Genomic DNA, 24,462 nt, shown 5'->3' on the forward strand with positions numbered 1-24,462 from the left:
AGGAAGGGGAGCAACACATGGACATCGGCCTGCCGTTGGACTTCACGAGGCACGTGGTGCTGGTCACCGGCGGCACCAAGGGAATCGGTGCCGCCATCGCCGGGGCGTTTCTCGGTGCCGGGGCGGACGTGGTGGTCTGCGGCCGCACCACCCCGGACACCCTGCCCGCGGCCGGGGGCCGGGAGGCGGTGTTCGTCCCGGCCGACGTACGCGATCCGGCCGAGGCGTCCTCGCTGGTGGACGCCGCGGTGGAACGCTTCGGCCGGCTCGACGTGCTCGTCAACAACGCGGGCGGATCCCCGGACGCCGACGCGGCGACCGTCTCGCCGCGCTTCGTGGAGAAGATCGTCGCGCTCAATCTGCTCGCACCGTTCTATGTGGCGCAGGCCGCCCACCGCGTCATGCGGGCCCAGGACGGCGGGGGTTCGGTCATCAACATCGGCAGCGTCTCCGGCCAGGACCCGCAGCCGGGCACCGCGGCCTACACGGCCGCCAAGGCCGGGCTGCTGGCCCTCACGAAGGCGCTGGCGCTGGAATGGGCGCCGGCGGTCCGGGTCAACCACATCACCACGGGGCTGATCCGCACCGAGAGCGCCGCGTCGGTCTACGGCACGGACGGCGGCGCGGCGGTGGCGGGGGTCATCCCGATGGGGCGGATGGCGGTCCCCGACGACGTAGCCCGCGCCTGTCTGTTCCTCGCGGGCGGCCTGTCCGGGTACGTCAACGGAGCGGACCTGGCGGTGCACGGGGGCGGGGAGTTCCCCGCGCGCTATCTGGCCGCGAAGGCGGCCGGCGGGACGGAATGAGCACCGGGGCGCCGGTGGCCTCTGGCCATCGGAGGCCGCCCCGGCCTCAGGTGGCCCCCGCCCCGGAGCCGCCGGAAGCCGCCGGGGTCCGTGATCGCTGTGATCTCCCGACGGCCTCGCCCACCGCCGCGAGCCGGGCCGGATCCACCTCAGGGGGCGCCTGACCGCTTTCCGGCACCAGCGGGGCGACCGCGGGCCGGCGGCGTACGTCCCCGAGGACCACCACGGCTAAGGGCTGTCGTCCACCATCTGGAAGGCATGCCGCGCGGCTGCCACGAACCGGGCGGTGAGATCGGGGTCGTTGCGGCCGCCGAGGTCCTCGATTCCGGTGTGCACATCCACTCCGGCCGGACGTACCACACGGATCGCCTCCGCCACCGTGTCCGCCCGCAGCCCGCCGGCCAGGATCAGAGGACGCGGTACCTGGCGGGCAATGGCGGCGCTCACCGACCAGTTGTGCACCCTTCCCGTCGCCCCCGAAGCCCCGGTGGCGGGGTCGAACGTGTCGGTGAGGAACCCGTCGACGAACGGTGCCAGCGCATGGGCCCGCGCGAGCAGCGCATCCGCACCACCCTCACGGACAATGAGGCTGCACACCACTGTGAAGTCGGGCTTCAGCCGGCGCAGTTCCCGCACCTGACCTGGACTCACATCACCATGCAACTGCACAGTCCGGACACCGACCTTGGCACACAGCTCGATGACCTCTTGGGGCTCGCAGCAGTACGTGATGACCACCGGACGGGCAGGACGCACGGCCTGGGCGAGCACCGCTGCCTCGCTCTCGGACACATCAGGCTGGTGGTACCCCAGACGCAACGGGATCCCCACCCAGTCCACCCCGGCCTCGGTCAGGGTTCGCACGTCCTCGGCATCAACCACACCCGCAACCTGAATCAGCCCGGAGAACGCATCGCTCATCACGTCCTCAGTCTGCCAGGCCTCCCTCCCTGAAAGCATGTGCACGACCGAAGCTCAGCACGGCGTACTTCAGCAGCCGGTGCCTGCCCCTTGGTCACTCAACCTGCACTTCACCGACTGCCCCGCCCCTGCGCGTGTGCTTGCGCCACCGGCAGACCGGAACGGGCAGCAGGATCCCCGGGGCGAGGCAAGTGATGGCGAGCGCGCACGGGCCCTCGCTCCCGACAGGACCCGAGGCCCGTGAACCTGTGGAGGGCCCGGCAGACCAGGTCAGGTCAGGTCAGGTCGGTTCAGACCAGGTTGTCCTCGACCGTCAGGCCGAACGCTCCGCGCCCGTACATCGCGAGGGCGCGTTCCACGTCGTTGGCGACGTGGACACTGCCCGCGTGGGCGTCGCGCCAGGCCCGTTCGACAGGATTGCCGCGCCGCAGCGCGTTGCCGCCGGCGGTCTTGAAGAGCAGGTCGATCGCGGCGACGGCCCGTTCGGTGCCCCGGACCTGGTCGCGCCGGGTGCGCAGCCTCAGCTCCATCGGTATCTCCTGTCCGGCGGAGGCGAGTTCGAGCAGCTCGCTCATGTTCCGGTCCATCTGGAGCACGGACGCGTCGATGTCGGACGCGGCGCGCGCGATGGCGACCTGGGCGAACGGGTCCTCGGCGAAGTTCCCGCCGCCCAGACTGAGCCGCACCCGCTCCTTCATCCGCGACACGTACGAGGCGTATCCGCCGGACACGGCCCCGAGCACCGGTGCGGTGACGGCGCTGGTGAAGATCGCGCCGAACGGGAGCCGGTACAGCGGTCCCGGGTTGACCTGCTGTCCCGGCACCTTCAACTGCGCCTGCTCGTAGTTGCGGAGTACCCGGTGCGCGGGTACGAACGCCGTCTCCACGACGACGTCGTTGCTCGCGGTGCCGCGGAGCCCCACCACGTCCCACATGTCCTCGATGCGGTAGTCGGCCCGGGGCACCAGCACGGTGAGGAAGTCCACCGGCCGCCCCTGGGCCCCGACGACGAGGGCGCCGAGCAGCGCCCACGAGGCGTGCTCGCAGCCCGAGGAGAAGCTCCACCGGCCGGCCAGTTCGTATCCGCCTTCGACGGGGGTGAGCCGGCCCACGGGTGCGTACGACGAGGAGATGCGGGTGTCCGGGTCCTCGCCCCACACGTCCTGCTGCGCCTGTTCGGGGAACAGACCGAGCTGCCACGGGTGGACGCCCAGGACGGATGCCACCCAGCCCGTGGAGCAGCACACCGCGGAGATCTCCCGCACCACCTGGTAGAAGTCGACCGGATCGCTCTCCAGACCGCCGAACCGGGACGGCTGGAGCATCCGGAACACCCCGGCCCCGGACAGCTCACGGATCGTGGCGGCCGGGATGCGCCGTGCCTCGTCCGTCGTGACGGCCCGCTTCTCGATGGCCGGCAGCAGGGCGCGTACCGATTCCAGAACCTCGTTGCCCATAGTCCGTCCTCCATACCCTTGTCGCCCGGTGAGGCGTGTCGGTCAGACCGTCCGCAGGACGGTCTTGTCCACCTTTCCGGTGGCATTGCGCGGAAGGGCCCCGAGGATGACGACCTCGCGGGGGACCTTGAAGTTGGCGAGCCGCTCGCGGCAGTGGCCGACCAGCTCGTCCGGCCCCGTCCCGGTGCCCGGCCGCACCGTCACGTACGCGCGGCCGACCTCGCCGAGCCGTGCGTCCGGGACACCGACCACGGCGGCCTCTGCGACGTCGTCGTGGCCGGTGAGCACCTGCTCGACCTCGGCCGGATAGACGTTGAACCCGCCGACCACGAACATCTCCTTGGACCGTCCGGTGATCACCAGATTGCCGCGGGGGTCGAGGTGGCCGATGTCGCCGGTGTCCAGCCAGCCTTCGGCGTCGACGGCTGCGGCGGTGGCTTCGGGATCGTCGAGGTAGCCGTGCATCACGTGGTAGCCGCGTACCAGGATCCGGCCGTCCTGCCCGGACGGCAGCGGGCACCGGTCGCCGTCGGCGACGAGCACCTCGGTGCCGTCGATCGGACGGCCGGCGGTCAGGGCCACGGTCTCGGCGTCGTCGTCCGCCGAGCAGACGGTGACCGTGCCGCAGGTCTCGGTCAGTCCGTACGCGGTGAGCACCTCGGGGAAGAGTTCGGCGCGCATCCGCCGCACAAGCGCGACCGGGACGACGGCGGCACCGGTCACCGCCAGCCGCAGCGACGACAGGTCGAAGCGGTCCCGGCCGGGCACGTCCAGCAGTTCCGTGTAGATCGTGGGCGGGCCGGGCAGTACGGTGATCCGCTCGGCCTCCACGGCGCGCAGCGCACGGTCCACGTCGAACACCGGCTGCAGCACCATCGTGGCGCCGCGCAGCAGGCACGCGAGTACGCCCGCCTTGTAGCCGAAGCAGTGGAACATCGGGTTGATGACGAGATAGCGGTCGGCCCCGGTGACTCCGGTCCGGCCGCTCCAGGCCCAGTAGGTGGCGAGGTTCTGCCGGTGCGTGGTCAGAGCGCCCTTGGGGCGGCCCGTCGTACCCGAGGTGAAGAGCAGGTCGGAGGGGGCGTCCGGGTGCACGGCGGCGGTACGGTCCGTGGCCTCGGCGTCCGGGACGTGTGCGCCGCGCCCGAGGAACTCCTCCCAGGGCAGGGTGCCGGGCGCGGTGGTGGCATCGAGGGTCACCACGTGTTCCAGCGCGGCCGGCGGGGGCTCCGGAGCACCCTCGTCCCCGGTGGTCAGCATGGACACGTAGTCCTTGCCGAGGAATCCGTTCTCGACGAACAGCAGGCGTGCGCCGCTGCGTTGCAGGAGCAGACGTGCCTCGGCGCCCTTGTAGCGGGTGTTGACGGGGACCAGTACCGCGCCGGCCGATGTGGTGGCGAGTGCGGCGACGATCCAGTGGTGGCTGTTGGGCGCCCAGACGGCGATCCGGTCGCCGGGCCGGATGCCGAGCGCGAGGAGTGACTTGACGGCCGCCCTCACCGCCGCGTGCAACTGACTCCAGGTCAGCCGTACGTCACCGTCCACAACCGCTTCCCTGCCGGGGTGCCGCCGCGCGGCGAGGTCGAGTGCGCCGGGAAGGGTGAGAGGGTGCTCGGTTTCGCTCATCTGCTCTCCGGGAGGGGACGGACGGCCAGCGCGGTCAGGTGCTGATGGGTTGTCAGGAGGACGGCGGGAGCATCTTCTTGGACGCCTCGTGTGCCGCGAGTGCGAGATCGGCCCGCGGGAACCCGCTGCGCTTCTCCGCGGCCGCCGCATTGCCGCCGGCGACCAGAACGGGGCCGTCGGCGAGGTGTTCCAGCCCTTCCCGGGCGACGTCGTCCGGTTCCGCGACCCGCAGACCGGGCAGGTCCATGCGCAGCCCGGCGCGCTGCATCGCGGGGGTCCGGGTCACTCCGAGGACGAGTTCCAGGACATGCACACCGTACGGCCGCAGTTCCAGCCAGAGTCCCTCGGCGAAGACCCGGCTGAAGGCCTTGGCCGCGGAGTAGACGCTGATCTGCGCCTGGCCGAGGTATCCGGAGAGCGAGCCGACCAGCATGATGCCGCCCCGGCCGCGCTCCTTCATCAGCGCGCCGAAGTGGTGGGTGAGAGCCAGTTGCGCGGTGATGTTGAGGTCGAGGACGCCCTGGACGCGGGCCAGGTCGCCGGTGACGAACTCGTGGCCGTAGCTGTTGGCTCCCGCGTTGAAGATCAGCAGACCGACCTCAAGACCGTCGGTGACCTCACGGACCGCGGCCAGGGCACCGGGGTCGAGCAGGTCGAGTTCGAGTGTGCGGACCTCGACGCCCTTGGCGCGCACCTTCTCGGCGGTCTCGTCGAGGGGGCCCGGTTTGCGGGCGATGAGCACCAGGTTGATCCCGGCGTCGGCGAGCTGGTCCGCGAACGAGGCGCCGACCCCCTCGGATCCGCCGGCGACGACCGCCCAGGGCCCGTACACGTTCTTGTCGGTCATCGAGTACCTCTCTTGTCCTGGCCGCCGCGGTGCCGCGACGGTAAAGCGCTCCTGCGTGGGCGCGCCCCGGACGTCCCACTGGCCGGGATGCCCGGGTCCGGCCCGCTCAGCCGGCGTCGGCGAACTGCCCGGCCATGTGCCGGACGGCCAGGGAGGCGAAGACCATTGCGGTGCCGATGGGGACGCCGGGACCGGGATAGACGCCACCGGTGAACGAGGCGCTGGTGTTCCCGGCGGCGTACAGGCCGGTCAGCGGACGGCCGTCGGTGCCCAGGACGCGGGCGTCGGCATCCGTGCGCAGTCCGCCCTTGGTGCCGAGGTCGGCCAGGACCACCCGGGCCGCGTAGTACGGCGGCCGGTCGAGCGGGACCAGGCACGGGTTGGGTCCGGGGGCGTTCTTCCTGTCGGCGAAGAACACGTCGTACGGGTCCTCGCCGCGGTGGTGGTCCTCGTCGGTCCCGGCCGCCGCGAAGGCGTTGAACCGGCCGACGGTGTCCGCCAGGGTGCCGGCCGGCACGCCGATGAGCGCGGCGAGCTCCGCCGGCGACTGCGCCCGGACCCAGGTACCGGCCGCCAGGTGGTCCGCCGGGTCGGCGGGAGGGACCGTGATGGCGGGCAGGGCGCCGCCCTCGCGGGAGTCGAAGATCAGGTGGACCGGGCCGCCGTTGGCGGCGATGGCGCGGCCCATGCGGTCGTACGGCAGTGACTCGTTGGCGAACCGCCGTCCCGAGCCGTCCACCATCAGGCCGCCGCGCAGGCCGAGGGTGAACGCGGCCGATCCGTCCGGGAGTTCGGTCCCCGGGCACCACCAGGCCTCGTCCATGAGACCGGTGGCGGCGCCGGCCGCGAGGGCGGCGCGCAGCAGCTCGCCCGTGTTGGTGCCGCGGGGCGCCATGCTCCAGGCGGCACCGCCGGGCACTTTGTGCTCGGTGCGCAGGGCGTCGTCACCCTCGAAGCCGCCGGCGGCCAGCAGCACGCCGCGGCGGGCCCGAATCCGGACCGTGCCGTGCGGGGTGCGGGCCTCGACGCCGGTGACCCGGCCGTCCTCGGTCACGAGCGCGGTGACGTGGTGCTCGGTGCGGACGAGCGCGTTGCCGGTGCGGGTGGCCGCCAGCAGGAGGCGACCGATCAGCGCACGGCCCGCCGTCAGCGGGGCGCCGGCGGGGTGGCCCCGGCCCGCACGGTCCCGGTCGACCGCCGGACGGATCAGGGGCAGGAGCGCGCCGAGCAGTTCCGGGTCCAGGTCCAGTGGGACGAAGGAGCGCCCGGCGTCCATCCGGCCGGGGGCGGCCACGTAGTCGGGGAAGGCGCGCCACTCGAACGCCATCGCCGGATCGCGTTCGAGCCGGCTCACGAGTTCGGGGGCGTGGCGCAGGAAGGCGGTCCTGCGGGGCGCTTCGGCATCGCCGGTGAGGGCTCGCAGATAGGTCTCGGCCGCTTCGGTGGAGTCACCGAGCCCGGCACGTTCCTGCACCTGGGTCCCGGGCAGCCAGCAGGCGGCTCCGGAGTAGGCGGAGGTGCCGCCGAGCAGCGCAGTCCGTTCCAGTACGACGGTGTCGAAGCCGTCGCCCGCGGCCACCAGGGCCCCGGTCATCGCTCCCGCGCCGGATCCGACGACGATCACGTCGTGGGTGGCGTCCCAGTCCTGCCGGCCGTCCTGCATGGGATGACCCTTCCTGCCGCTCGGTGGTGTGCACCCTCAGCAGACCCGTTCGGGCCGGGGTCCGCGGGTCCGGTCCCGCTGAGCGGTACGGCGGGGCGAGCGGCAACCGGGGCACCGGCCTCGCCGGCTGGTGTCCCGGGGCGAGCGCACCTGACGCGTGGCCGGGCCCGGCGTATTGTCTGTGCAGCTGTAGACACCACCGAGCTCCGGGAGAGAGCGCGTGCCCAGAATCGCCGAGGCCAGGGCCGGGGCCGAGCCCACTTCGCCCCGGCAGCGCGCACGCCGTCAGAGCATCCTGAGGGTGGCGGCGGACATCGCCGCCACGACGGGTCTCGAACGGGTGCAGATGCAGGAGGTCGCCAAGTCGGCCGGTGTCGCCATCGCCACCCTGTACCGGTACTTCCCGTCGAAGACCCACCTGTTCACCGCGCTGATGGCCGACCAGATCGAAGGCTTCGCGGCCCGGGTGCCCGAGCGCCCGGCAGGCACCTCGCCCGAGGACGCCGTCTTCGAGACGCTGGGCAGCGCGACCCGCAATCTGCTGCGCAGGCCGGCCCTCGCCACGGCGATGATCCAGTCGGCGAACGCGGCCCGTGCCTCGACGGTCCCGGACCTGGCACGGATCGACTCGGGGTTCATCGATCTGCTGGTGCGGGCCTGGGGTGTGGAGGAGCCCACGGACCACCACATCACCCGTCTGCGGCTGCTGATCCTGCTCTGGTACGGAGTGCTGCAGTCGCGGCTCAACGAGCGGCTCACCCCGGAGGAGGCCGACGCCGATCTGCGGATGGCCTGCCACCTGCTGCTCGCCCCGGGGACGGGCGCCGGCTGACCCCGGTTCGCGGCGGGGCCGGCCGGGCGCGCCCGGCGGTTCAGCGGGTCTGCTGCGTCCCCGTCGTGTCGAGTCCGGCGACGCTGTAGGCGGCGTAGGTCCGGTGCGGGTCACGGCCGCGGAAGTACCCCGTCAGCTGCTCGTCGAGTTCGGCCGGCGTGAAGGTGCCGTCCGCGGCGGTGAACTTCCGCTCCACGGTGGGCGGGGCGAGCAGCGCGACCATGTCGCCGTAGACGACGAAGACCTGCCCGTTGATCTCGTCGGCGGCCGGTGAGGCAAGGTGCCCGACGAGAGTGGCGACGCGCTCGGGCGCCATGATGTCGAGGCCTCCCGGTGCGGTCGAGCCCTCGCCGAAGGCCTCGGCCGTCATGGCGGTGCGGGCCCGAGGGCAGATCGCGTTGGCGCGTACGCCGTAGCGGGCCATGCCCTGGGAGGTGGCGAGGGTCAGCGCGGTGATGCCGGCCTTGGCCGCGGAGTAGTTCGGCTGGCCGGGGGCCCCGAACAGGAAGGCCTCGGACGAGGTGTTGATCACGCGGCCGTAGACGGGGGCGCCGGAGGCCTTGCTCGCCGCGCGCCAGTGGACGGCCGCGGCGCGGGAGACCGCGGCGTGCCCCTTGAGGTGGATCCGCAGCACGTCGTCCCAGTCGGACTCGGTGAGGTTGAACAGCATCTTGTCGCGGAGGACGCCCGCGTTGTTGACGACGATGTCGAGGCTGCCGAAGCTCTCCACGGCGGCCTGCACCAGCCGGTCACCCATGGACCAGTCGCCCACGTCGCCGGTCACCGCCACGGCCCCGGTGGCGAGCGACTTGATCTCCGCGGCGACGTCGTCGGCGGCCGGGCCGATGTCATTCACCACCACGTTGGCGCCGAGCGCCGCGAGTGCCAGCGCCTCGGCGCGGCCGAGCCCCGCGCCTGCACCGGTGACGACGGCGGTGCGCCCCTCCAGGGTCTTCGCCGAGGGGGTGTGCGTCGCGCTCATGCTGCCTCATTCCGTGTTCCGTCGATCCGCTGGATACGCGAGCGCACCCCGGTGAACTGCCACCGGGGTGCGCCACACACAGAAAACTAGTATTGATTTCAGTTCTTGGCCGGGTGGTGTCCCGTTGAGTGGACGAAGCCGACGGAGACGGACCCGAGCCCCTCGAAGTCGGCCCGGTAGGTCTCCCCCGGCTTCACGTCGACGGCCTTGGTGCACGAACCCGGCAGGATCACGTGACCTGCCTCCAGCCGCACCCCGAAGGACGCGACCTTGCGGGCCAGCCAGGCGACGGCCTCGGTGGGGTCGCCGAGCACCGCACTGGTGTTGCCCCGGGCGATCTCCGCACCGTCCCGGTGGAGGACCGCCTCGATGTCGGCCGGGTTCAGGTCGGCCGGCCGCACCCGGGCCGAGCCGAGGATCACGCCGGCGGACGACGCGTTGTCGGCGATGGTGTCGGCGAGCCCGATCCGCCAGTCCTTGATCCGGCTGTCGATGAGTTCGAGGCTCGGGACGATGTACTCGGTGGCCGCGAGGACGTCCTCGGTGGTACAGCCCTCCCCCGGCAGGCTCCGGCCGAGTACGTAGCCGATCTCGACCTCGATCCGGGGGCAGCAGTAGCGGTCCGCCTCGACGGGTGTGCCCTCGGCCAGCACCATGTCGGAGAGCAGATGGCCGTAGTCCGGCTCGTCGACGCCCATCATCTGCTGCATGACCTTCGAGGACAGGCCGACCTTGTGTCCGTGGACGGTGCGGCCGCCGGCCAGTTGGCGGCGGATGTTGATCAGCTGGATCTCGTAGGCGTCGCTCGCCTCGATGCCCGGCCAGAGGGTGGTGAGCGGCTCCACCGGGCTGCGGTCGCACTGGGCGGCCCACAGCACCGCGGCGGCCTCGGCGCGCTGCGCGGGATCAAGCATCGGGGTTCTCCGTCGGGTCGGGGGTGGTGGTACGGAATCGGGCCCGGCCGCCGGTGAGCACCGCACGGCCGTCATCGGCCGACGCCTCGAAGCGCACGGCACGGCGGCCCGGACCTTCGTCGCCCGGGGCGTCGGCCCAGCCGGTCAGAGCGAGCCGATCGCCGGGGAAGGCCGGTGCGGCGAACCGGGCTTCCAGTTCCACCAGTTCGGCCGGGTGCGCGCCGAGGGTGCCGGCCAGCGGCAGCAGGCTCGCGGCGAGCGTGCACAGCCCGTGCAGGAACGGCCGGTCCATCCCGGCCGCCTTCGCCGCCTCGGGGTCGATGTGCATGGCGTGCCGGTCACCGAGCAGCCGGTAGAGGGCCGCCTGCCGGGCGTGCGTGGTCACGGTGAGTGCGTGTTCGGCCGGACGGTCCGGGCGGCGCGGGGCGGACGGGCCGCGTTCTCCGCCGAAGCCTCCACAGCCCGGCGCGAAGATGGACCAGGTGGCCGTGAAACGTTCGCAGGACACCTCGACATCGAAGACGGCCGCGGCACCCTTGTCCCGGACGGCGGCGACCCGCGCCGTCGTGGTCAGCTCGCCGACCGGCTCCAACGGGCCGTGCACGAGGAGGCGTTGGCTGCCGTGCACGGCAGTGGTGACATCGAAGGCGCCCAGCGCACCGAGCGCGTCGGGCGCCCACTGGGCCAGGGTCAGCGCGAAGGTGGGCAGGACCCTCAGCCGCTCCTCGTACACGAGGTCGAGCCGGTCGGCGGGGGCGCCGACCGCGAGCGCGTACAGGATCGCGTCCCGTTCGGTCCAGGAGACGGTACGGGTGCCGAGTTCACGGCCCTCCCACGGGGACGCGGTCATCGGTCGGCTCCCAGGATCAGACCGCTGGTGGGCACTCCGGTGCCGGCGGTGACCATGACGTGGTCGGCCTTGTCCGGCTGGTTCACCGAGGTCCCGCGGACCAGCCTGACCCCTTCGGCGATGCCGTTCATGCCGTGCAGATACGCCTCGCCGAGCTGCCCGCCGTGGGTGTTGAACGGCAGCCGGCCGCCGAGTTCCAGGTGGCCGTCGGCGATGAAGTCCTTCGCCTCGCCGGGCTTGCAGAAGCCCAGTTCCTCCAGTTGCGGAAGGACCAGCGGGGTGAAGTGGTCGTAGAGCACGGCCGCGTCGATGTCGTCCGGACCGAGGCCGCTCTGCGCGTACAACTGCCGTCCGACCAGACCCATTTCGGGAATCCCGGTGATCGTCGGCCGGTAGTAGCTGGTCATCATGTGCTGGTCGGCGCCGAGTCCCTGGGCCGCGGAGCGGATCATCGCGGGCGGGTGCGGAAGGTCGCGGGCGCGTTCCGCGGAGACGATCACCAGGGCCTGGCCGCCGTCGGTCTCCTGGCAGCAGTCCAGCAGCCGCAGCGGTTCGGCGATCCAGCGGGAGTCGCGGTGGTCCTGGAGGGTGATGGGGCGGCCGTGGAACCAGGCGGCCGGGTTGTTGGCCGCGTGCTTGCGGTCCACCACGGCGACCCGGCCGAAGTCGTCCGTGGTGGCGCCGTATTCGTGCAGATAGCGGCGGGCGAACATCGCCACCCACTGGGCCGGGGTGCTCAGCCCGAAGGGGGTCATCCAGGCGTACGCCGCCCGGTCGGCGGTGGTGTCCATGGGGCGGGCTGCCTGCCCGAGCCCGTAGCGCTCGCCGGAGCGTTCGTTGAACGCCCGGTAGCAGACCACCACGTCGGCGACCCCGGTGGCCACGGCCATGGCCGCCTGCTGCACGGTGGCGCAGCCGGCTCCGCCGCCGTATCCGATGCGGGAGAAGAACGTCAGGTCGCCCATGCCGGTGTTGCGGGCCACGTGGTTCTCGGCGTTGGTCTCCGCCGTGAAGGTGACAAGACCGTCCACGTCGGACGGTTTCAGGCCCGCGTCGGCGACAGCGGCGAGCACCGCCTCGCAGGCGAGCTGGAGTTCACTGCGGCCGGAGTCCTTGGAGAACTCGGTGGCGCCGATTCCGGCCACGGCCGCGGCACCCGACAGCGGTACGGCGCTCATCGGTCCTCCCCCGGAAGCTGCACCGAGACGCTCCCGGTGACATGGGCGCCCAGGCTGTTGGCGCCCGTGACGGCGATCTCTACGCGGCGGTCGGCGTCCGACTTCGCGGTCACGGTTCCGGTGAGCACCATCGTGTCGCCGGGGTGGTTGGGGGCGCCGAGCCTGATCCGGATGGCCTTGACGACCGCGGCGGGGCCGGCCCAGCCGGTGACGTACCGGTCGACGAGTCCGTTGCTGGTCAGGATGTTCATGAAGATGTCCTTGGAACCGCGTTCCCGCGCACGTTCGGGGTCGTGGTGGACGTCCTGGTAGTCGCGGCTCGCCAGGGCGGTGGCGACGATCAGGGTGCGGGTGACCGGGACCGACAGCTCGGGGAGTACGTCGCCGACGGCCACGGACGCGTAGGCACGGGAGGGCGGGAGGGTGCCCGGGGCCGCGGTCACGAGCTCACCGCCGTGTCGGCGAGGAGGGATCCGAGACGTTCCAGGTCGGCGCCCGCGCCGCCCAGCGTGGTGGAGATCTGCTTGCCCCACAGGAAGTGCCGGTGCACCGGGTAGTCGGTGTCGACGCCGATGCCTCCGTGCACGTGCTGGACCCGGTGCACGGTGTTCAGGCCTCCTTCGGTGGCCCACCACTTGGCGACCAGGGCGGCCCGGTCGGCGACGGCCGCGTCGAAGGGTTCGGCAGTCGCGTCGACGGCCTGCCAGAGAGTGACCCGCATCGCCTCTATGTCGATGTAGCAGTCGGCGAGCTGGTGCTGAACGGCCTGGAACGTGGCGAGCGGACGGCCGAACTGCTCCCGTTCGCGCAGATGCCCGGCCGCGTGGCCCAGCGCCCCTTCGGCCACGCCGGTCTGGACTGCGGCCAGGGCGACGGAGGCGATCCGCACGAGGTGCGCGGCGGCCCCGTCACCCGGCGTGCCGACGAGCTCCGCCGGGGTGTCGTGCAGCGTGAGGTGGGCGCTCATGTCGTGGCTGGTGGTCTCCGCGGACTCCCAGCCGGCGCCCTCGGCGTCCGAGGCGACGAGGAAGACGCCCGGCCCGGCCTCCGCCGAGGCGGTCACCAGGACATGGCGCGCACCGGCGGGAGCGGGGACCACGGCCTTGACCCCGGTCAGGCGCCACCCCGGTCCGTCGGCGACCGCTTCCGTGCGGGGCGTCAGCGGCTCGCCTCCACCGAACTCCTCCAGGGCGACGGTCAGCCGGCCGGTGCCGTTCATGAGGTCCGGCAACAGGCGCGAACGCTGCTCCCCGGTGCCGTACGCCGCGACGGTGAGCGCACCGGACAGCGCGGGCCACAGCGGCAACGGGGCCACGCAGCGGCCCTGTTCCTCCAGGAGGACGCAGAGCCCGGCCGTCCCGAGGCCGGCTCCGCCGTCCTCTTCGGGCAGGACCGCCGCGAGCAGACCGGCCGTGACGAGCTCCGCCCACAGCGGTTCGTCGACGCGGCTCGCCGAGGTCTCCACCTCGCGCAGCCGCTCGGGCGTGACGCGGTCGGCGAAGATCTCGCGGGCCAGGTCACGGACCGCTTCGAGCTCTTCTCCCAGGGAGAAATCCATCAGGGCGCCTCCGTCGGGGCGGGCCGGAACACCGGCAGGGTCAGTTCGGGGTCGGCGTCGAGCCAGTCGAGGACGACGGGCATGCCGATGGTGACCTCGTCGGGGGCGATGCCGGTCAGGTTGGTGATGAGCCGGGTGCCTTCGGCGAGTTCGACGACGGCGACGAGGTACGGCGAGTCGAACGCGGGGTGCAGCGGATGGTGGTTCACCACGAAGCTGTAGACGTGACCGTGCCCGCCGGCCTCGACGGCGTCCCACTCCAGGGAGCCGCACGCGGGGCAGCACGGCCCCGGAGGGTGACGCGGTACGGCGCAGGCGGTGCAGCGCTGGATGAGCAGCCGGTGCTGCTGTGCGCCCTCGAAGAAGAAGGCGTTGTCCCGGTTGACGGCGGGGCGCGGACGCAGGGCGGGGGCCGCTGCGGGCGCGGGGGCCGCTGTCTCAGCGGGGGCGGGGAGCGCTGCGGCGGCGGGGGCCGCTGCGGGGGCGGGCCGGAATCTCAGGGTGCGCCAGCGCTGGGTGGCGACCGTCTCGCCGTGCTGATCGGTGTAGGTCTTCAGGGTGGTGACGAACCGCCCGGTACCGAGCCCGGTCCTCTTCTCCGCCGACACCGACTCGACGGTCTCGCGGACGCCGATGTGGTCCCCCGGCGCCAGCTCCCGCAGGAAGGTGAACTCGGAGTCGGTGGCCACCACGGAGGTGTAGCCGCCCTCGTCGAGGAGGGCGACGAGCTCGTCGAATCCGTCCGGGCCCCCGGGCTGCGGGGCCACCGTGGCCGCGTACCCGCGCATCGTCCACGCCTGGACCATCGACGCGGGTGCGACGACCCCCTCGCGGCCGGTGGCACGCGCCGCTCCACCGTCGGTGTACACCGGGTTGGTGTCGCCCATCGCCTCGGCCCAGTGCCGGATCATCGGCTGGTTGACCGGGTCCTGCGCCGGTGTGAGAGACCGCAGTTCGCGCCCGGCGAAGGCCCGCAGACACTCCTCGTATCCCGGCTGCCCGCCGTACCCGGTCATGCGCCACGCCCCTTGCGCGGCAGCCCGAGTCCCTGCGTCGCGACCATGTCGCGCAGGATCTCGTTGACGCCGCCGCCGAAGGTGTTCACGATGCCCTGCCGGGAGAGCTGCTCGACCTGCCCGGCGAGGGCGGCGCCCGGCGACTCGGGCCGGATGCGGCCGGCGGCGCCGAGGATCTGGGTCAGCCCGCGCTGTACGGCGATATGGGTCTCGGTTCCGTAGGCCTTGGCGGCTCCCGCGTCGGCTCCGGTGAGGGCGTTGCGGGCGACGGCCGACGTCATCTTCCAGTTCATCAGCCGCATCGCCTCCAGCCGGGCGTACGTACGCGCGAACTCCTGCCGCACCCAGGGGATGTCGGCCGTGCCGTTCTCCCGCGCCCATTCGAGGACCCGTTCCCACAGCTGGATCATGCGGCCGCCGAGGGCGGCGAGGCCGATGCGTTCGTGGTTCAGCTGCGCGGTGATCAGCCGCCAGCCGCCGTCCACGTCGCCGACCACGTCGGCGGCGGGGACACGCACCCCGCTGTAGTACGTCGCGGTGACGACCATGCCGCCGACGGTCCGGATGGGGCTCCAGGAGAAGCCGTCGTCGGCGGTGGGCACGATCAGGATGGAGATGCCCTTGTGCTTGAGGGCGTCCGGGTCGGTGCGGGCGGCGAGCCACACGTAGTCGGCGGTGTTGGCGCCGCTGGTGAAGATCTTGCTGCCGTCGACGACGTACGCGTCGCCGTCCCGGACGGCGCGGGTGGTCAGCGAGGCGAGGTCGGTGCCCGCCCCGGGCTCGGTGTAGCCGATCGCGAAGACGATGTCGCCGGAGAGGATGCCGGGCAGGAACCGCTTGCGGTGTTCCTCGGAGCCGTACGCCATCAGGGTCGGGCCGACGGTGTTGACCGTGACGAACGGGAAGGGCAGACCGGCCCGTTGGACCTCGTCGAAGAAGACGTACTGGTCCTCCACCGACCGGCCCTGGCCGCCGTACTCGGTGGGCCAGCCGATGCCCAGCCAGCCGTCGGAACCGAGCCTCTTGACGACCTCCCGGAAGCGGTCGCCGCCCACGCCCTCCTCGCCGACGCGACGGCGTTCGTCCTCGGGCATCAGGCCCGCGAAGTACGCCCGCAGTTCCCGCCGCAGCTCCTGGTGCGCGGCGCTCTCGCGCAGTTGCATGTGTGGTTCTCCTCGATCGCTGCCACTAAGATCTGATGCCACGTCAGGGAAGGAAACGCGCACGTCCGTTGGCCAGGAACTCCGCGCGCAGTGCGGCCTTGTCCTCGTCGGTCATCGGCGCGTACCCGGGCCGGCCCCGGCCCGCCCAGCGGTACACCGGGTCGTCGGTGCGCCAGCCGTCGAGCTGCATCTCCTTCTTGCGCAGCTTGTTGGAGCCGGTGGTCGGCAGCGCGTGGGAGACACGGACGAAGCGCGGGGCGCCCTTGGTGCCCAGGTCCTCCTGGCGCTCCAGGAAGCCGGGCAGGTCCAGGTCCTCGAAACGGGCGCCCTCGGCGATCTCGACGGCGGCCATGACCTGGTCGCCGGAGCGCGGGTCGGGCACGCCGAACACTCCGGCGGCCATGACACCGGGGTGCCTGCGCAGGATGCGTTCGGTGAGCAGGGCGGAGATGTTCTCACCGTCGACGCGGATCCAGTCACCGGAGCGTCCGGCGAAGTAGAAGTAGCCGGCCTCGTCCACGTATCCGAGGTCGCCGGTCCAGTACCAGCCGTGCCGGACCCGTTCGGCGTTCGCGGCCTCGTTGTTGTAGTAGCCCTCGAAGCGGGCGGCGCCCTCGGTGTCGACGATCTCCCCGATGGCCTCCTCCGGGTTGCGCACCCGGCCGTAGGCGTCGAGTACGGCGGGCGGGCAGACGGTCCGGTCGGTGGGGTGCACGATCCGGACGCCGTCCCGGGCAGGCATGCCGAGCGCACCCGCGGGCGCGTCGGGGACCCGCTTGAGCATGCCGGCGCCCTCGCTGGAGCCGTAGCCCTCGACGAGGCGGCAGCCGAAGCGGTCCAGGAAGCGGGCGGCGTCCTCCGGCGAGGCCTCGGTGCCGAAGGCGTGGGTGAGCCGGTTGTCGGCGTCGGCCGGGGTCTCGGGGCGGGCCAGGATGTAGCCGATCGCCTTGCCGACGTACGTGAAGAAGGTGGCCCCGAAGTGGGTCACGTCGGGCAGGAACCCGGAGGCGGAGAACTTGCGGGTGAGGGCGATCGTGGCGCCGGCACTGAGTGCGGGGGCCCACAGCGCCATCAGCGCGTTGCCGTGGAAGAGCGGCATCGGGCAGTAGCAGGTGTCCTCGCGGGTGATGTCGTACTTGGCGCTGTTGGAGGCGCCGAGCGCGGCGAGCCGGCCCTGTGAGCAGAGCGCCGCCTTGGACGTGCCGGTCGTGCCGGAGGTCAGGAGCAGCAGCATCCGCGTGGTGGCGGTGACCTCGGGGGCCGGGGCGGGCAGGCGGGGGTGCGCGGCGAGGCGGTCCCCGTAGTCCGGTGCGTCGACGACGAGGAAGCGGTCCTGGTCGACGCCGATGTCCAGTCCGTCCAGCAGGGCCGCGCCCGCCCGGTCGGTGATGATCACCTGGCAGTCGGTGTGCCGTACCTCCCGCTCCAGTTCGGCGCCGCGGCGGGTGGGGTTGATGCCGACGACGGCCGCGCCCGCGAGGGCCGCGGCGCCCAGCCAGAAGACGTACTCGGGTTCGTTCTCCAGGAGTACGCCGATGTGGAACGGTCCGTCGGTCCGCAGTTTCCGGGCCCAGGCGGCGCGGGCCGCGCTCTCCTCGACGACCTCTCCCCAGGTCCAGGACCGTTCACGGGTCAGCAGTCCCGGGTGGTCGTCCCCGGCCCTGGCGAGCAGCAGGTCGGCAATCGTCTCGTGTGGCAACGTCGGTCCCTCTCACCCGGTGGCCGGGTCTGCCGGTGTCGGTACGGGGCGGGTCGCGCGGCGCGTCCCGTGGTGGTGACGGCGCGTCCTGTGGTGGCCGCGGCGCGTTTCGTGGTGACGGCGCGTCCCGTGGTGGCCGCGGCGCGTTTCCTGGTGATCGTGGCGCCCGGCGTGGCGACGCTAGCCGCGGGCGGGACGGCCCGGTCCGGGCCGTCCCGCTGACCGGGAGGGGCCGTCCGCGCCCGGTCAGCCGAAGTTGGCCTGGCCCCCGTCCAGGGGCACCGTGGCGCCCGTCAGATAGCGGGCGGCCGGGCCGCACAGCATCGCCACGGCCCGGCCGATGTCCCGTTCGCAGTCGCCCACGTACCCGAGCGGGATGGACGCGCAGAACTCCGCGGCCTCCTCCGGGTGGGCGGCCTGCCAGCCCGCGTAGGCGGGCGAGACGGCGTGCGGGGCGATCGCGTTGACCCGGATGCCGTCGCGGCCCCATTCGTTGGCGGCGGTCCTGGTCAGCGAGCGCAGCGCGGACTTGGCCGCCGCGTAGGCCCCGTACGTGCTCAGGTCCCAGCGGACCATGGCGGAGGTGACGACGTTGATGACCGAGCCGCCGCCGTCGCGCTTCAGATGCGGATGCGCGGCCTTCATGAAGGCGAACGCGGCGAACGGGGCGCTGTTGAAGCCTCGTTGGAACTCCTCGTCGCTCAGCGAGAGGAGCGGTCCGTAGCAGCCGGAGTAGGCGTTGTTGACCAGGATGTCGAGGGAGCCGAAGCACTCGGCGACGTCCTCCACCACGGACGGGATCCGGTCCGTGTCGAGTACGTCGAGGACGAACGGCTCGGCCCTCACCCCCCGTTCGCGCAGCAGCTCACAGGTTGTTTCCAGCTTCGCCGCGGTCCGCCCGAGGACGGCCACCGAGGCTCCTTCGGAGGCGAGGGCCAGGGCGATGCCCTGACCGACACCCTGTCCGGCCCCGGTGATGACCGCGACCTTGCCTTCGAGGTCTCCCATGACCCAGCACTCCTCAACTCGGCCTGGGCAGTTGCTTGTTGATGAACAGACCTTCCGCGGTGACACAGGTACGCCCGCCGGCCCGGATCTCGCCGACCGTTCGGATCCGCGAACCCTCCACCGAGACCTGGCGCCCGATGACCGTCAGCGGCTCGAACAGCGGGGTGGGCCGCAGATAGCGCAGGGTCAGTTCCGCGGTCATCCCGGACGGTCCGCCCCAGTGGTTGGCCACCCCCAGCGTGTGGTCGAGGAGCAGCGCCGAGATCCCGCCGTGCACATGGCCGGGCGGGCCCTGGTAGGGCAGGTCGAGCGTGACGACGCCTTCGACGGAGCCGTCCTCCTTGCCGTGCAGGTGCAGCGGGGGCGCGAGGGCGTTCTCCGGGCCGGTGACGGGGTCGTGCCGGGTGACGCCCTCGCCGCGCCACATCTCGGCGAGGCGGTCCTCCACGGAGGGCGCCTTCGCGGTGAGGCCGTCGGCGACGGCGTCGAGGCGGGCGGCGATCTCGTCCAAGTCGGCGCCGGTGCCGTCGCCCGCGCGCAACAGGGCGGTGACCACCCGGCGGGCCGCCGCGACCGCCATGTCGACGCCGTCCTTGTGCGGTTCGGCGACCAGTCGGGGGCCGGCGACCGGTGCGGTGGCCTCGTCGCGGGGGCCGCTCATGCCGTCACCGTCGCCGTGGCGTGGGTGAGCACGGGCGCGGCGTCGCGCTCGGGGCAGCCCGTGTGGAGCAGGAGTCGTTCCGTACCGTCGGCGGCCGGTCCTTCGCGCCACACCGAGGTGGCGAGGGACTCGCCGGGGACGAGGGGGCCGGCGAAGCGCACGGTGAGGCCGGTGAGTCGGCTGACGTCGCCGTCGAGGAGACCGTCGACGAGGGCCTTGCAGACGAGGCCGTACGAGGCGAGCCCGTGCAGGATCGGCCGGTCGAAGCCGGCCGCCCGCGCGAATTCCGGGTCGGCGTGGAGCGGGTTGAGGTCACCGTTGAGCCGGTACCACAGGGCCTGCTGGGGAGTCGTGGTGGAGGTGAGCACGGTGTCGGCGGGGCGGTCCGGGGCCGCCCACTCCTCGGCCGGGCCCGGCTCTCCGCCGAAGCCGCCTTCGCCGCGCGCCCAGATGCGGGTGGTGGACGTCCACAGCGGCTCGCCACCGGCGCCCGTGGCGGCGGACTCCAGGACGATGAGGGCGGCCTTGCCCTTGTCCCACAGCTCGGCGACACGCGAGGTGAGCGTGGCGGCGCCCGAGGCCGGCAGCGGCCGGTGGACCTCCAGGCCCTGGCCGGCGTGGAGCACGGCCCTCAGGTCGATGTCGATGCCGGGCAGGTGGAGGCCCGGCGGGTCCGCCTCACCGGACGAGATGCCGGAGCCTGCCACCATCGCGAAGGTGGGCAGCACGCCGAGACCGTTCTCGTAGGTGAGGTGCAGTTCGGGCCCGGTGGCCGCGTCGGCACCGGCGCCCAGGCTCAGGTGGTACAGGAGCACATCACGGGTGGTCCAGTGGATCTCGCGGACGGACGGGTCCGCGGTCAGCGCCTTGTCGCGGTCGATGGACATGGTCAGCCTTTCTCGGTGGGCTCGGGGTCACGGGGCAGGCCGAGCATGCGCTCGCCGATGATGTTCAGCTGGATCTCCGTCGTACCGCCGGCGATGGACAGGCATCGGGCGTTGAGGAACTGCCAGGTGGCGTCCAGGCGTTCGCCCTCGCCGGTGAGCGCGGCGGCGCCCTGCCACTCCATGCAGGTCTCCCAGACCCGCTGCTGGTGTTCGACGCCGAGCAGTTTGGCGACGGACGCCTCGGCGCCGGGCTGCTGCCCGGAGACGGTGCGCAGGGTGGTGCGCAGCGCGAGGACGCCACCGGTCTGGGCGTCGCAGAGGTGGCCGCCGAGCGTGGTGAGCTGTTCGTCGTCGAGACGGTCCGATGCGGCGGCGATCTCCAGCAGGGCCTCGGCGCCGGAGCCGACCGAGTCGTGGGAGAGGGCGACGCGCTCGTTGGCGAGCGTGGTCCGGGCGAGCTTCCAGCCGGCGCCCGGGGCGCCGACGAGCAGTTCGTCGGGGATGAACACCCCGTCGAGGAAGACCTCGTTGAACTCGGCGTCGCCGGTGATCTGCCGCAGCGGCCGGATGTCGATCCCGGGGCTCGTCATGTCGAGGAGGAAGTAGGAGATGCCCTTGTGCTTGGGCACGTCGGCGTCGGTACGGGCGAGCAGGACACCCCAGTCGGCGAGGTGGGCCATGGACGACCACACCTTCTGCCCGGTGATCCGCCAGCCGCCGTCCACCTTCTCGGCACGGGTGGTGAGTCCGGCGAGGTCGGAACCCGCGCCCGGTTCGCTGAACAGCTGGCACCAGACGATGTCGCCGCGCAGGCTCGGTGCGAGAAAGCGTTCCTGCTGAGCCGTGTCTCCGTGGGCGATGATCGTGGGCACCACCCAGCCGCCGATGATCATGTCGACGGGGGTGAGGGCGGCGGCCTGGAGCTCCTCGGCGATGACGAGCTGGTCCACCGGACCTGCGCCCTTGCCCCAGGGGGCCGGCAGATGGGGTGCGGTGTAGCCGTGGTCGGCGAGGTGGGTGAGCCGGTCCTTGCCGTCCAGGGCCGCGGCGTGCCGCAGTTCGGCGCGGATGTCCTCGCGTACGGCTTCGGCCTCGGCCGGCAGTTCCACGCTCAGGGTGCGGCGGGTGCCGTCCAGGGTGAGGCGGGCGACGCGGCGGCGCCAGGCGGCGGCCGGGCCCAGCGCGATCCGGAGGGTCTGGGCGCGGCGCAGTGCGAGGTGGGCGTCGTGCTCCCAGGTGAAGCCGATGCCGCCGAGCACCTGGATGCAGTCCTTGGCGACGGAGAATCCCGCGTCGACACCGATCGCCGCGGCGACCGCTGCGGCCAGCGAGGCTTCCGTCCGGTCCACGACGTCGTGCGCGCGGGCGGCGTCCCAGGCGCAGGCGCGGGCCTGTTCGGCCTGGGCGAGCATGCGGGCGCAGCGGTGCTTGACGCCCTGGAACTGGCCGATGCGCCGGCCGAACTGCTCCCGTACGCCCGCGTATTGCGCGGCCGTGGTCACGCAGCGGTCGGCGAGGCCGGCGGCTTCCGCGGCGAACAGCGTCGCGGCGAGGTCCCGCGGCACCCGCGGGTCGACGTCCAGCAGGTCGACGGCGGGGACCGGTACCGACCGTACGGTCACCCGGGACGAGCGGCGGGTGAGGTCGTGACTGCGGACGTCGGTGGTTTCCACGGCGGCGCGGGGCAGTACCAGCCAGGTGGTCCGGCCCTCGTCGGAAGCGGGCAGCACGAACACGTCGGCGAGCTGTCCGCCGATGACGAGCTCCGAGGTTCCGGTGACGGTGACGGTCCCGTCGGCGGCGCGGGTCAGGACGAGGGTGCCGGGGGCGAGTCCCACCGCGCCGAGGGTGCTGCCGGCGGCGAGCGCGGCGAGGTGCGTCCGGTGTCCGGCGGCGTGCAGGACGGCCGAGGCGAGTGTCGTCGGGAGGAAGGGCCCGGGGGCCGTCGCCCGGCCCAGCTCCTCGGTGACGACGGCGAGTTCGACGAGCCCGTACCCGGCGCCGCCGTCCTCCTCCGGCAGGTGCAGCCCGAGCAGCCCCTGCCCGGCCAGGCCGCTCCAGTGGGCGGGGAGGGTCTCCTTCTCGGCGTCGGCCGCCGCGCGGAGGGTGTCCTCGGCGATGTGCCGGTTCGCGAACGCGCGTACGGCGTCGCGCAGGTCGAGGTGCTCCTGGGTGAGTCCGATGGTCATGGCGCGCCCCTCAGATGCGTTCGATGACGGTGGCGGTCGCGTGCGCCCCACCGGCGCACATGGTGATCAGCGCGGTGGACTTCCCGGTCCGCTCCAGTTCGTACAGGGCCTGGGTGATGAGCCGGGCCCCGGTGGAGCCGACGGCGTGACCGAGCGCGATGGCGCCGCCGTTGACGTTGACCTTGTCCATGTCCGCCTTGTGGACCTGGGCCCAGGACAGGACGACGGAGGCGAAGGCCTCGTTGATCTCGACAAGGTCGATGTCGGAGAGACTCATCCCGGCGGTGCGCAGGACCTTCTCGGTCGCGGCGACGGGTCCGTCGAGGTGGTAGTACGGGTCGGAGCCGACCATGGCGGAGGCCACGATCCGGGCACGGGGGCGCAGCCCTTCGCGGGCGGCGCGCTCCCGGCTCATCATCAGGACGGCGGCGGCTCCGTCGCTGATCTGGGAGGAGTTCCCCGCGGTGTGGATGCCGTCGGGAAGTACGGGCCGCAGGGCGGCCAGCGCCTCGGGGGTGGTGTCGCGCAGCCCCTGGTCCCGGCTGACGGAAGCGGTCTCGCCGGTGGGTCCCCCGGGGCCCGTGACGGGGGCCTGGATGTCGATGATCTGCCCGTCGAAGCGGCCTTCGGCCCAGGCGCGGGCGGCCTTGTGCTGGGAGGCGAGGCCGAGGGCGTCCGCGTCGGCCCGGGTGATGCCCCGGTTGCGGGCGATGCGCTCGGCGGCGGTGAACTGGTCGGGCATGTCCAGTGTCCAGCCCTCCGGGGCCGGGGAGCCGTTGTCCGGGGTGAGCGCGGCGCCGAGGAAGACCCGGCTCATGGACTCGACACCGCAGCCGATGCCGGCCTCGATGGCGCCGAACGCGATCAGGCCCGCGACCAGGTGGACGGCCTGCTGGGACGAGCCGCAGGCGCAGTCGATCGAGGTGCAGGCGGTGGTGTACGGGAGTCCGGCGTGCAGCCAGGCGTTGCGGGTGACGTTGTTGGACTGCTCACCGGCCTGGGTGACACAGCCGCCGATGACCTGCTCCACGGTGCCGGGGGCGACGCCCGCCCGCTCCAGCAGCCCCTTCTGGGCGAGCCCGAGGAGCTCCGCCGGGTGCAGTCCGGACAGGACGCCGCGGCGCCGGCCGACCGGTGTCCGCGCGGCTTCGACGATGACGGCCTCGGTCATGGCTCTCCATAAGGGTGTGAGGGGCCCGGTGGGCCGGGAGACTGATGAATCGAAAACTAGAATTCATTCTCGAAACAGGCAAGAGCCAGTCCCGCTCAGTGGCCCGGCACTTCCCCGGGCGTCAGATGTGGGAGCCGCCGTCGGCCCGCAGCTCCGCCCCGGTGAGGTAGGCCGCGTCCCGCGAGGCGGCGAAGGCGATCACCCCGGCGATCTGCTCGGGCCGCGCGGCGCCGAACGGTGCGCGGATCCGCGCGTAGTACGAGGTGTCGAGGTCCGGCGGCAGCACGTGCGGACCGACCAGCGGCGTGGCGACGGTGCCGGGCGACACGGGCACGACCCGGATGCCGCGGTGGGCGACCTCGGCGGCCAGGGACAGCGAGAAGCCGAGGACCGCACCCTTGGACGCGGCGTACGCGCTCATGTACGGGTTCCCGTGCGCCGCCGCCGACGACGCCACGTTGACGATGACACCGGAGCCGTCCGGCAGATGGCGCAACGCCTCCCGGCAGAACAGGGCCGTGCCCACCGTGTTGACCGCGAAGAGCCGCTCCATGTCCGCCACCGTCAGCCGGTCGATCGGGGTCGTCCGGTGGATCCCCGCCACATTGACCAGGACGTCGATGGAGCCGAGGTCCTCGGCCGCGGCCCGTACGCTCCCGACCACCGCGTCCTCGTCGGCGACGTCGGCGACCCGGGTCACGATCCGCCCCGGCCCGTCCGCGGCGGCGGCCGTGTCCGCCAGGCCGTCACGCGCGATGTCCACGGCGAACACGGCCGCCCCCTCGGAAACGAGGCGGAGGGCGGTCGCCCGCCCGATCCCCGAACCCGCTCCGGTGAGCAGGACCTTCACGCCGTCGAATCGGTTCATCACGGGCTCCTTCGCTGATGGCTGCCGGTGGACAGGGCGGGGGACGGTACAGGCGGCCGGCGGCACCGCGACGCCCCGGTCCCACCGACCGGGACGGGCCCGGCGGCCGGCCCCGGAGCGCCGGTTCCGGTCAGTGGGACTCCTCCGGCCGGGCACCGGCGAGCGG

General features: G+C 72.6%; 22 protein-coding genes. 2 read left to right on the forward strand and 20 right to left on the reverse strand.

The genetic code is table 11. The features are described from left to right. The first annotated feature begins 17 nt into the window (after window positions 1-17). Window positions 18-806 carry an SDR family oxidoreductase gene (locus OG446_RS03970; protein ID WP_328892716.1) on the forward strand — a complete coding sequence of 263 codons (789 nt, stop codon included), beginning with the start codon at window positions 18-20 and terminating at the stop codon, window positions 804-806. A gap of 228 nt (window positions 807-1,034) precedes the next feature. On the opposite strand, the gene OG446_RS03975 is transcribed toward OG446_RS03970, so the two are convergent. The 5 genes from OG446_RS03975 to OG446_RS03995 all read right to left on the reverse strand — a co-directional run bounded on the left by OG446_RS03975 (window position 1,035) and on the right by OG446_RS03995 (window position 7,320). Continuing rightward, complete coding sequence (locus OG446_RS03975; protein ID WP_328898188.1) at window positions 1,035-1,727, reverse strand: phosphoribosylanthranilate isomerase; 693 nt, start codon at window positions 1,725-1,727, stop codon at window positions 1,035-1,037. A gap of 290 nt (window positions 1,728-2,017) precedes the next feature. Then, complete coding sequence (gene hsaA / locus OG446_RS03980; RefSeq protein ID WP_328892717.1) at window positions 2,018-3,184, reverse strand: 3-hydroxy-9,10-secoandrosta-1,3,5(10)-triene-9,17-dione monooxygenase oxygenase subunit; 1,167 nt, start codon at window positions 3,182-3,184, stop codon at window positions 2,018-2,020. A 42-nt stretch (window positions 3,185-3,226) separates the two neighbouring features. Beyond that, window positions 3,227-4,810: a FadD3 family acyl-CoA ligase gene (locus OG446_RS03985; protein ID WP_328892718.1), complete on the reverse strand. Its 1,584-nt coding sequence runs from the start codon at window positions 4,808-4,810 to the stop codon at window positions 3,227-3,229. A gap of 52 nt (window positions 4,811-4,862) precedes the next feature. Next, complete coding sequence (locus tag OG446_RS03990) at window positions 4,863-5,657, reverse strand: SDR family NAD(P)-dependent oxidoreductase (protein ID WP_328892719.1); 795 nt, start codon at window positions 5,655-5,657, stop codon at window positions 4,863-4,865. A 106-nt stretch (window positions 5,658-5,763) separates the two neighbouring features. Further along, window positions 5,764-7,320 carry an FAD-dependent oxidoreductase gene (locus OG446_RS03995; RefSeq protein WP_328892720.1) on the reverse strand — a complete coding sequence of 519 codons (1,557 nt, stop codon included), beginning with the start codon at window positions 7,318-7,320 and terminating at the stop codon, window positions 5,764-5,766. 220 nt (window positions 7,321-7,540) lie between these two features. Between OG446_RS03995 and OG446_RS04000 the strand changes: the two genes are divergently transcribed. Next, entirely contained in the window at window positions 7,541-8,152 is a 612-nt protein-coding gene (locus tag OG446_RS04000; protein WP_328892721.1) for a TetR family transcriptional regulator, read from the forward strand. Between the two features lie 40 nt (window positions 8,153-8,192). Here OG446_RS04000 and OG446_RS04005 read toward each other — a convergent pair whose 3' ends face one another. From OG446_RS04005 to OG446_RS04075, 15 genes are all read right to left on the reverse strand, one after another. Beyond that, window positions 8,193-9,134: a 3-oxoacyl-ACP reductase gene (locus tag OG446_RS04005; protein WP_328892722.1), complete on the reverse strand. Its 942-nt coding sequence runs from the start codon at window positions 9,132-9,134 to the stop codon at window positions 8,193-8,195. Window positions 9,135-9,232: 98 nt separating this feature from the next. Continuing rightward, window positions 9,233-10,048, reverse strand: coding sequence for a 2-keto-4-pentenoate hydratase (locus tag OG446_RS04010; protein ID WP_328892723.1), 816 nt, complete (start codon window positions 10,046-10,048; stop codon window positions 9,233-9,235). Continuing rightward, on the reverse strand, window positions 10,041-10,898 hold the full coding sequence (locus tag OG446_RS04015; RefSeq protein WP_328892724.1) for a MaoC/PaaZ C-terminal domain-containing protein: 858 nt from the start codon (window positions 10,896-10,898) through the stop codon (window positions 10,041-10,043). Before OG446_RS04015 ends, OG446_RS04010 begins: the two co-directional genes overlap by 8 nt. After that, complete coding sequence (locus OG446_RS04020) at window positions 10,895-12,076, reverse strand: lipid-transfer protein (protein WP_328892725.1); 1,182 nt, start codon at window positions 12,074-12,076, stop codon at window positions 10,895-10,897. The genes OG446_RS04015 and OG446_RS04020 overlap by 4 nt, the downstream gene beginning before the upstream one ends. Continuing rightward, window positions 12,073-12,519 (reverse strand): MaoC family dehydratase, encoded by a 447-nt coding sequence (locus OG446_RS04025; RefSeq protein ID WP_328892726.1) that lies wholly within the window; start codon window positions 12,517-12,519, stop codon window positions 12,073-12,075. The genes OG446_RS04020 and OG446_RS04025 overlap by 4 nt, the downstream gene beginning before the upstream one ends. Further along, complete coding sequence (locus OG446_RS04030) at window positions 12,516-13,634, reverse strand: acyl-CoA dehydrogenase family protein (protein WP_328892727.1); 1,119 nt, start codon at window positions 13,632-13,634, stop codon at window positions 12,516-12,518. Before OG446_RS04030 ends, OG446_RS04025 begins: the two co-directional genes overlap by 4 nt. After that, window positions 13,634-14,650: a bifunctional MaoC family dehydratase N-terminal/OB-fold nucleic acid binding domain-containing protein gene (locus OG446_RS04035; protein ID WP_328892728.1), complete on the reverse strand. Its 1,017-nt coding sequence runs from the start codon at window positions 14,648-14,650 to the stop codon at window positions 13,634-13,636. Before OG446_RS04035 ends, OG446_RS04030 begins: the two co-directional genes overlap by 1 nt. After that, complete coding sequence (locus tag OG446_RS04040) at window positions 14,647-15,813, reverse strand: acyl-CoA dehydrogenase family protein (protein ID WP_328892729.1); 1,167 nt, start codon at window positions 15,811-15,813, stop codon at window positions 14,647-14,649. Before OG446_RS04040 ends, OG446_RS04035 begins: the two co-directional genes overlap by 4 nt. 43 nt (window positions 15,814-15,856) lie before the next feature. Beyond that, a complete protein-coding gene (locus OG446_RS04045) occupies window positions 15,857-17,512 on the reverse strand; it encodes an AMP-binding protein (RefSeq protein WP_328892730.1) in 1,656 nt (551 codons plus the stop codon). A 246-nt stretch (window positions 17,513-17,758) separates the two neighbouring features. Continuing rightward, a complete protein-coding gene (locus tag OG446_RS04050; RefSeq protein WP_328892731.1) occupies window positions 17,759-18,520 on the reverse strand; it encodes an SDR family NAD(P)-dependent oxidoreductase in 762 nt (253 codons plus the stop codon). A 13-nt stretch (window positions 18,521-18,533) separates the two neighbouring features. Then, window positions 18,534-19,181: a PaaI family thioesterase gene (locus OG446_RS04055; RefSeq protein WP_328892732.1), complete on the reverse strand. Its 648-nt coding sequence runs from the start codon at window positions 19,179-19,181 to the stop codon at window positions 18,534-18,536. Beyond that, window positions 19,178-20,068 carry a MaoC/PaaZ C-terminal domain-containing protein gene (locus OG446_RS04060; RefSeq protein WP_328892733.1) on the reverse strand — a complete coding sequence of 297 codons (891 nt, stop codon included), beginning with the start codon at window positions 20,066-20,068 and terminating at the stop codon, window positions 19,178-19,180. The genes OG446_RS04055 and OG446_RS04060 overlap by 4 nt, the downstream gene beginning before the upstream one ends. Before the next feature lie 2 nt (window positions 20,069-20,070). Next, on the reverse strand, window positions 20,071-22,257 hold the full coding sequence (locus OG446_RS04065; protein WP_328892734.1) for an acyl-CoA dehydrogenase: 2,187 nt from the start codon (window positions 22,255-22,257) through the stop codon (window positions 20,071-20,073). A 10-nt stretch (window positions 22,258-22,267) separates the two neighbouring features. Beyond that, window positions 22,268-23,428, reverse strand: coding sequence for a steroid 3-ketoacyl-CoA thiolase (locus tag OG446_RS04070; RefSeq protein WP_328892735.1), 1,161 nt, complete (start codon window positions 23,426-23,428; stop codon window positions 22,268-22,270). A gap of 121 nt (window positions 23,429-23,549) precedes the next feature. Continuing rightward, the gene (locus OG446_RS04075; protein WP_328892736.1) at window positions 23,550-24,296 is read right to left on the reverse strand and encodes an SDR family NAD(P)-dependent oxidoreductase; all 747 of its coding nucleotides are present in this window, start codon (window positions 24,294-24,296) and stop codon (window positions 23,550-23,552) included. Between the last annotated feature and the right edge of the window lie 166 nt (window positions 24,297-24,462).

This window comes from Streptomyces sp. NBC_00236 (assembly GCF_036195045.1).
GTDB lineage: Bacteria > Actinomycetota > Actinomycetes > Streptomycetales > Streptomycetaceae > Streptomyces.

Excerpts from the sequence above, each read along its gene's own strand:
- OG446_RS04005 (WP_328892722.1), bottom strand. The coding sequence starts at position 9,134 with ATGAGCGCGACGCACACCCCCTCGGCGAAGACCCTGGAGGGGCGCACC.
- OG446_RS03990 (WP_328892719.1), bottom strand. The coding sequence starts at position 5,657 with ATGACCGACAAGAACGTGTACGGGCCCTGGGCGGTCGTCGCCGGCGGA.
- OG446_RS04035 (WP_328892728.1), bottom strand. The coding sequence starts at position 14,650 with ATGACCGGGTACGGCGGGCAGCCGGGATACGAGGAGTGTCTGCGGGCC.
- OG446_RS04030 (WP_328892727.1), bottom strand. The coding sequence starts at position 13,634 with ATGGATTTCTCCCTGGGAGAAGAGCTCGAAGCGGTCCGTGACCTGGCC.
- OG446_RS04020 (WP_328892725.1), bottom strand. The coding sequence starts at position 12,076 with ATGAGCGCCGTACCGCTGTCGGGTGCCGCGGCCGTGGCCGGAATCGGC.
- OG446_RS04070 (WP_328892735.1), bottom strand. The coding sequence starts at position 23,428 with ATGACCGAGGCCGTCATCGTCGAAGCCGCGCGGACACCGGTCGGCCGG.
- OG446_RS03970 (WP_328892716.1), top strand. The coding sequence starts at position 18 with ATGGACATCGGCCTGCCGTTGGACTTCACGAGGCACGTGGTGCTGGTC.
- OG446_RS04065 (WP_328892734.1), bottom strand. The coding sequence starts at position 22,257 with ATGACCATCGGACTCACCCAGGAGCACCTCGACCTGCGCGACGCCGTA.
- OG446_RS04075 (WP_328892736.1), bottom strand. The coding sequence starts at position 24,296 with ATGAACCGATTCGACGGCGTGAAGGTCCTGCTCACCGGAGCGGGTTCG.
- hsaA (WP_328892717.1), bottom strand. The coding sequence starts at position 3,184 with ATGGGCAACGAGGTTCTGGAATCGGTACGCGCCCTGCTGCCGGCCATC.
- OG446_RS04050 (WP_328892731.1), bottom strand. The coding sequence starts at position 18,520 with ATGGGAGACCTCGAAGGCAAGGTCGCGGTCATCACCGGGGCCGGACAG.
- OG446_RS04060 (WP_328892733.1), bottom strand. The coding sequence starts at position 20,068 with ATGTCCATCGACCGCGACAAGGCGCTGACCGCGGACCCGTCCGTCCGC.
- OG446_RS03985 (WP_328892718.1), bottom strand. The coding sequence starts at position 4,810 with ATGAGCGAAACCGAGCACCCTCTCACCCTTCCCGGCGCACTCGACCTC.
- OG446_RS04010 (WP_328892723.1), bottom strand. The coding sequence starts at position 10,048 with ATGCTTGATCCCGCGCAGCGCGCCGAGGCCGCCGCGGTGCTGTGGGCC.
- OG446_RS03995 (WP_328892720.1), bottom strand. The coding sequence starts at position 7,320 with ATGCAGGACGGCCGGCAGGACTGGGACGCCACCCACGACGTGATCGTC.
- OG446_RS04055 (WP_328892732.1), bottom strand. The coding sequence starts at position 19,181 with ATGAGCGGCCCCCGCGACGAGGCCACCGCACCGGTCGCCGGCCCCCGA.
- OG446_RS04040 (WP_328892729.1), bottom strand. The coding sequence starts at position 15,813 with ATGCAACTGCGCGAGAGCGCCGCGCACCAGGAGCTGCGGCGGGAACTG.
- OG446_RS04015 (WP_328892724.1), bottom strand. The coding sequence starts at position 10,898 with ATGACCGCGTCCCCGTGGGAGGGCCGTGAACTCGGCACCCGTACCGTC.
- OG446_RS03975 (WP_328898188.1), bottom strand. The coding sequence starts at position 1,727 with ATGAGCGATGCGTTCTCCGGGCTGATTCAGGTTGCGGGTGTGGTTGAT.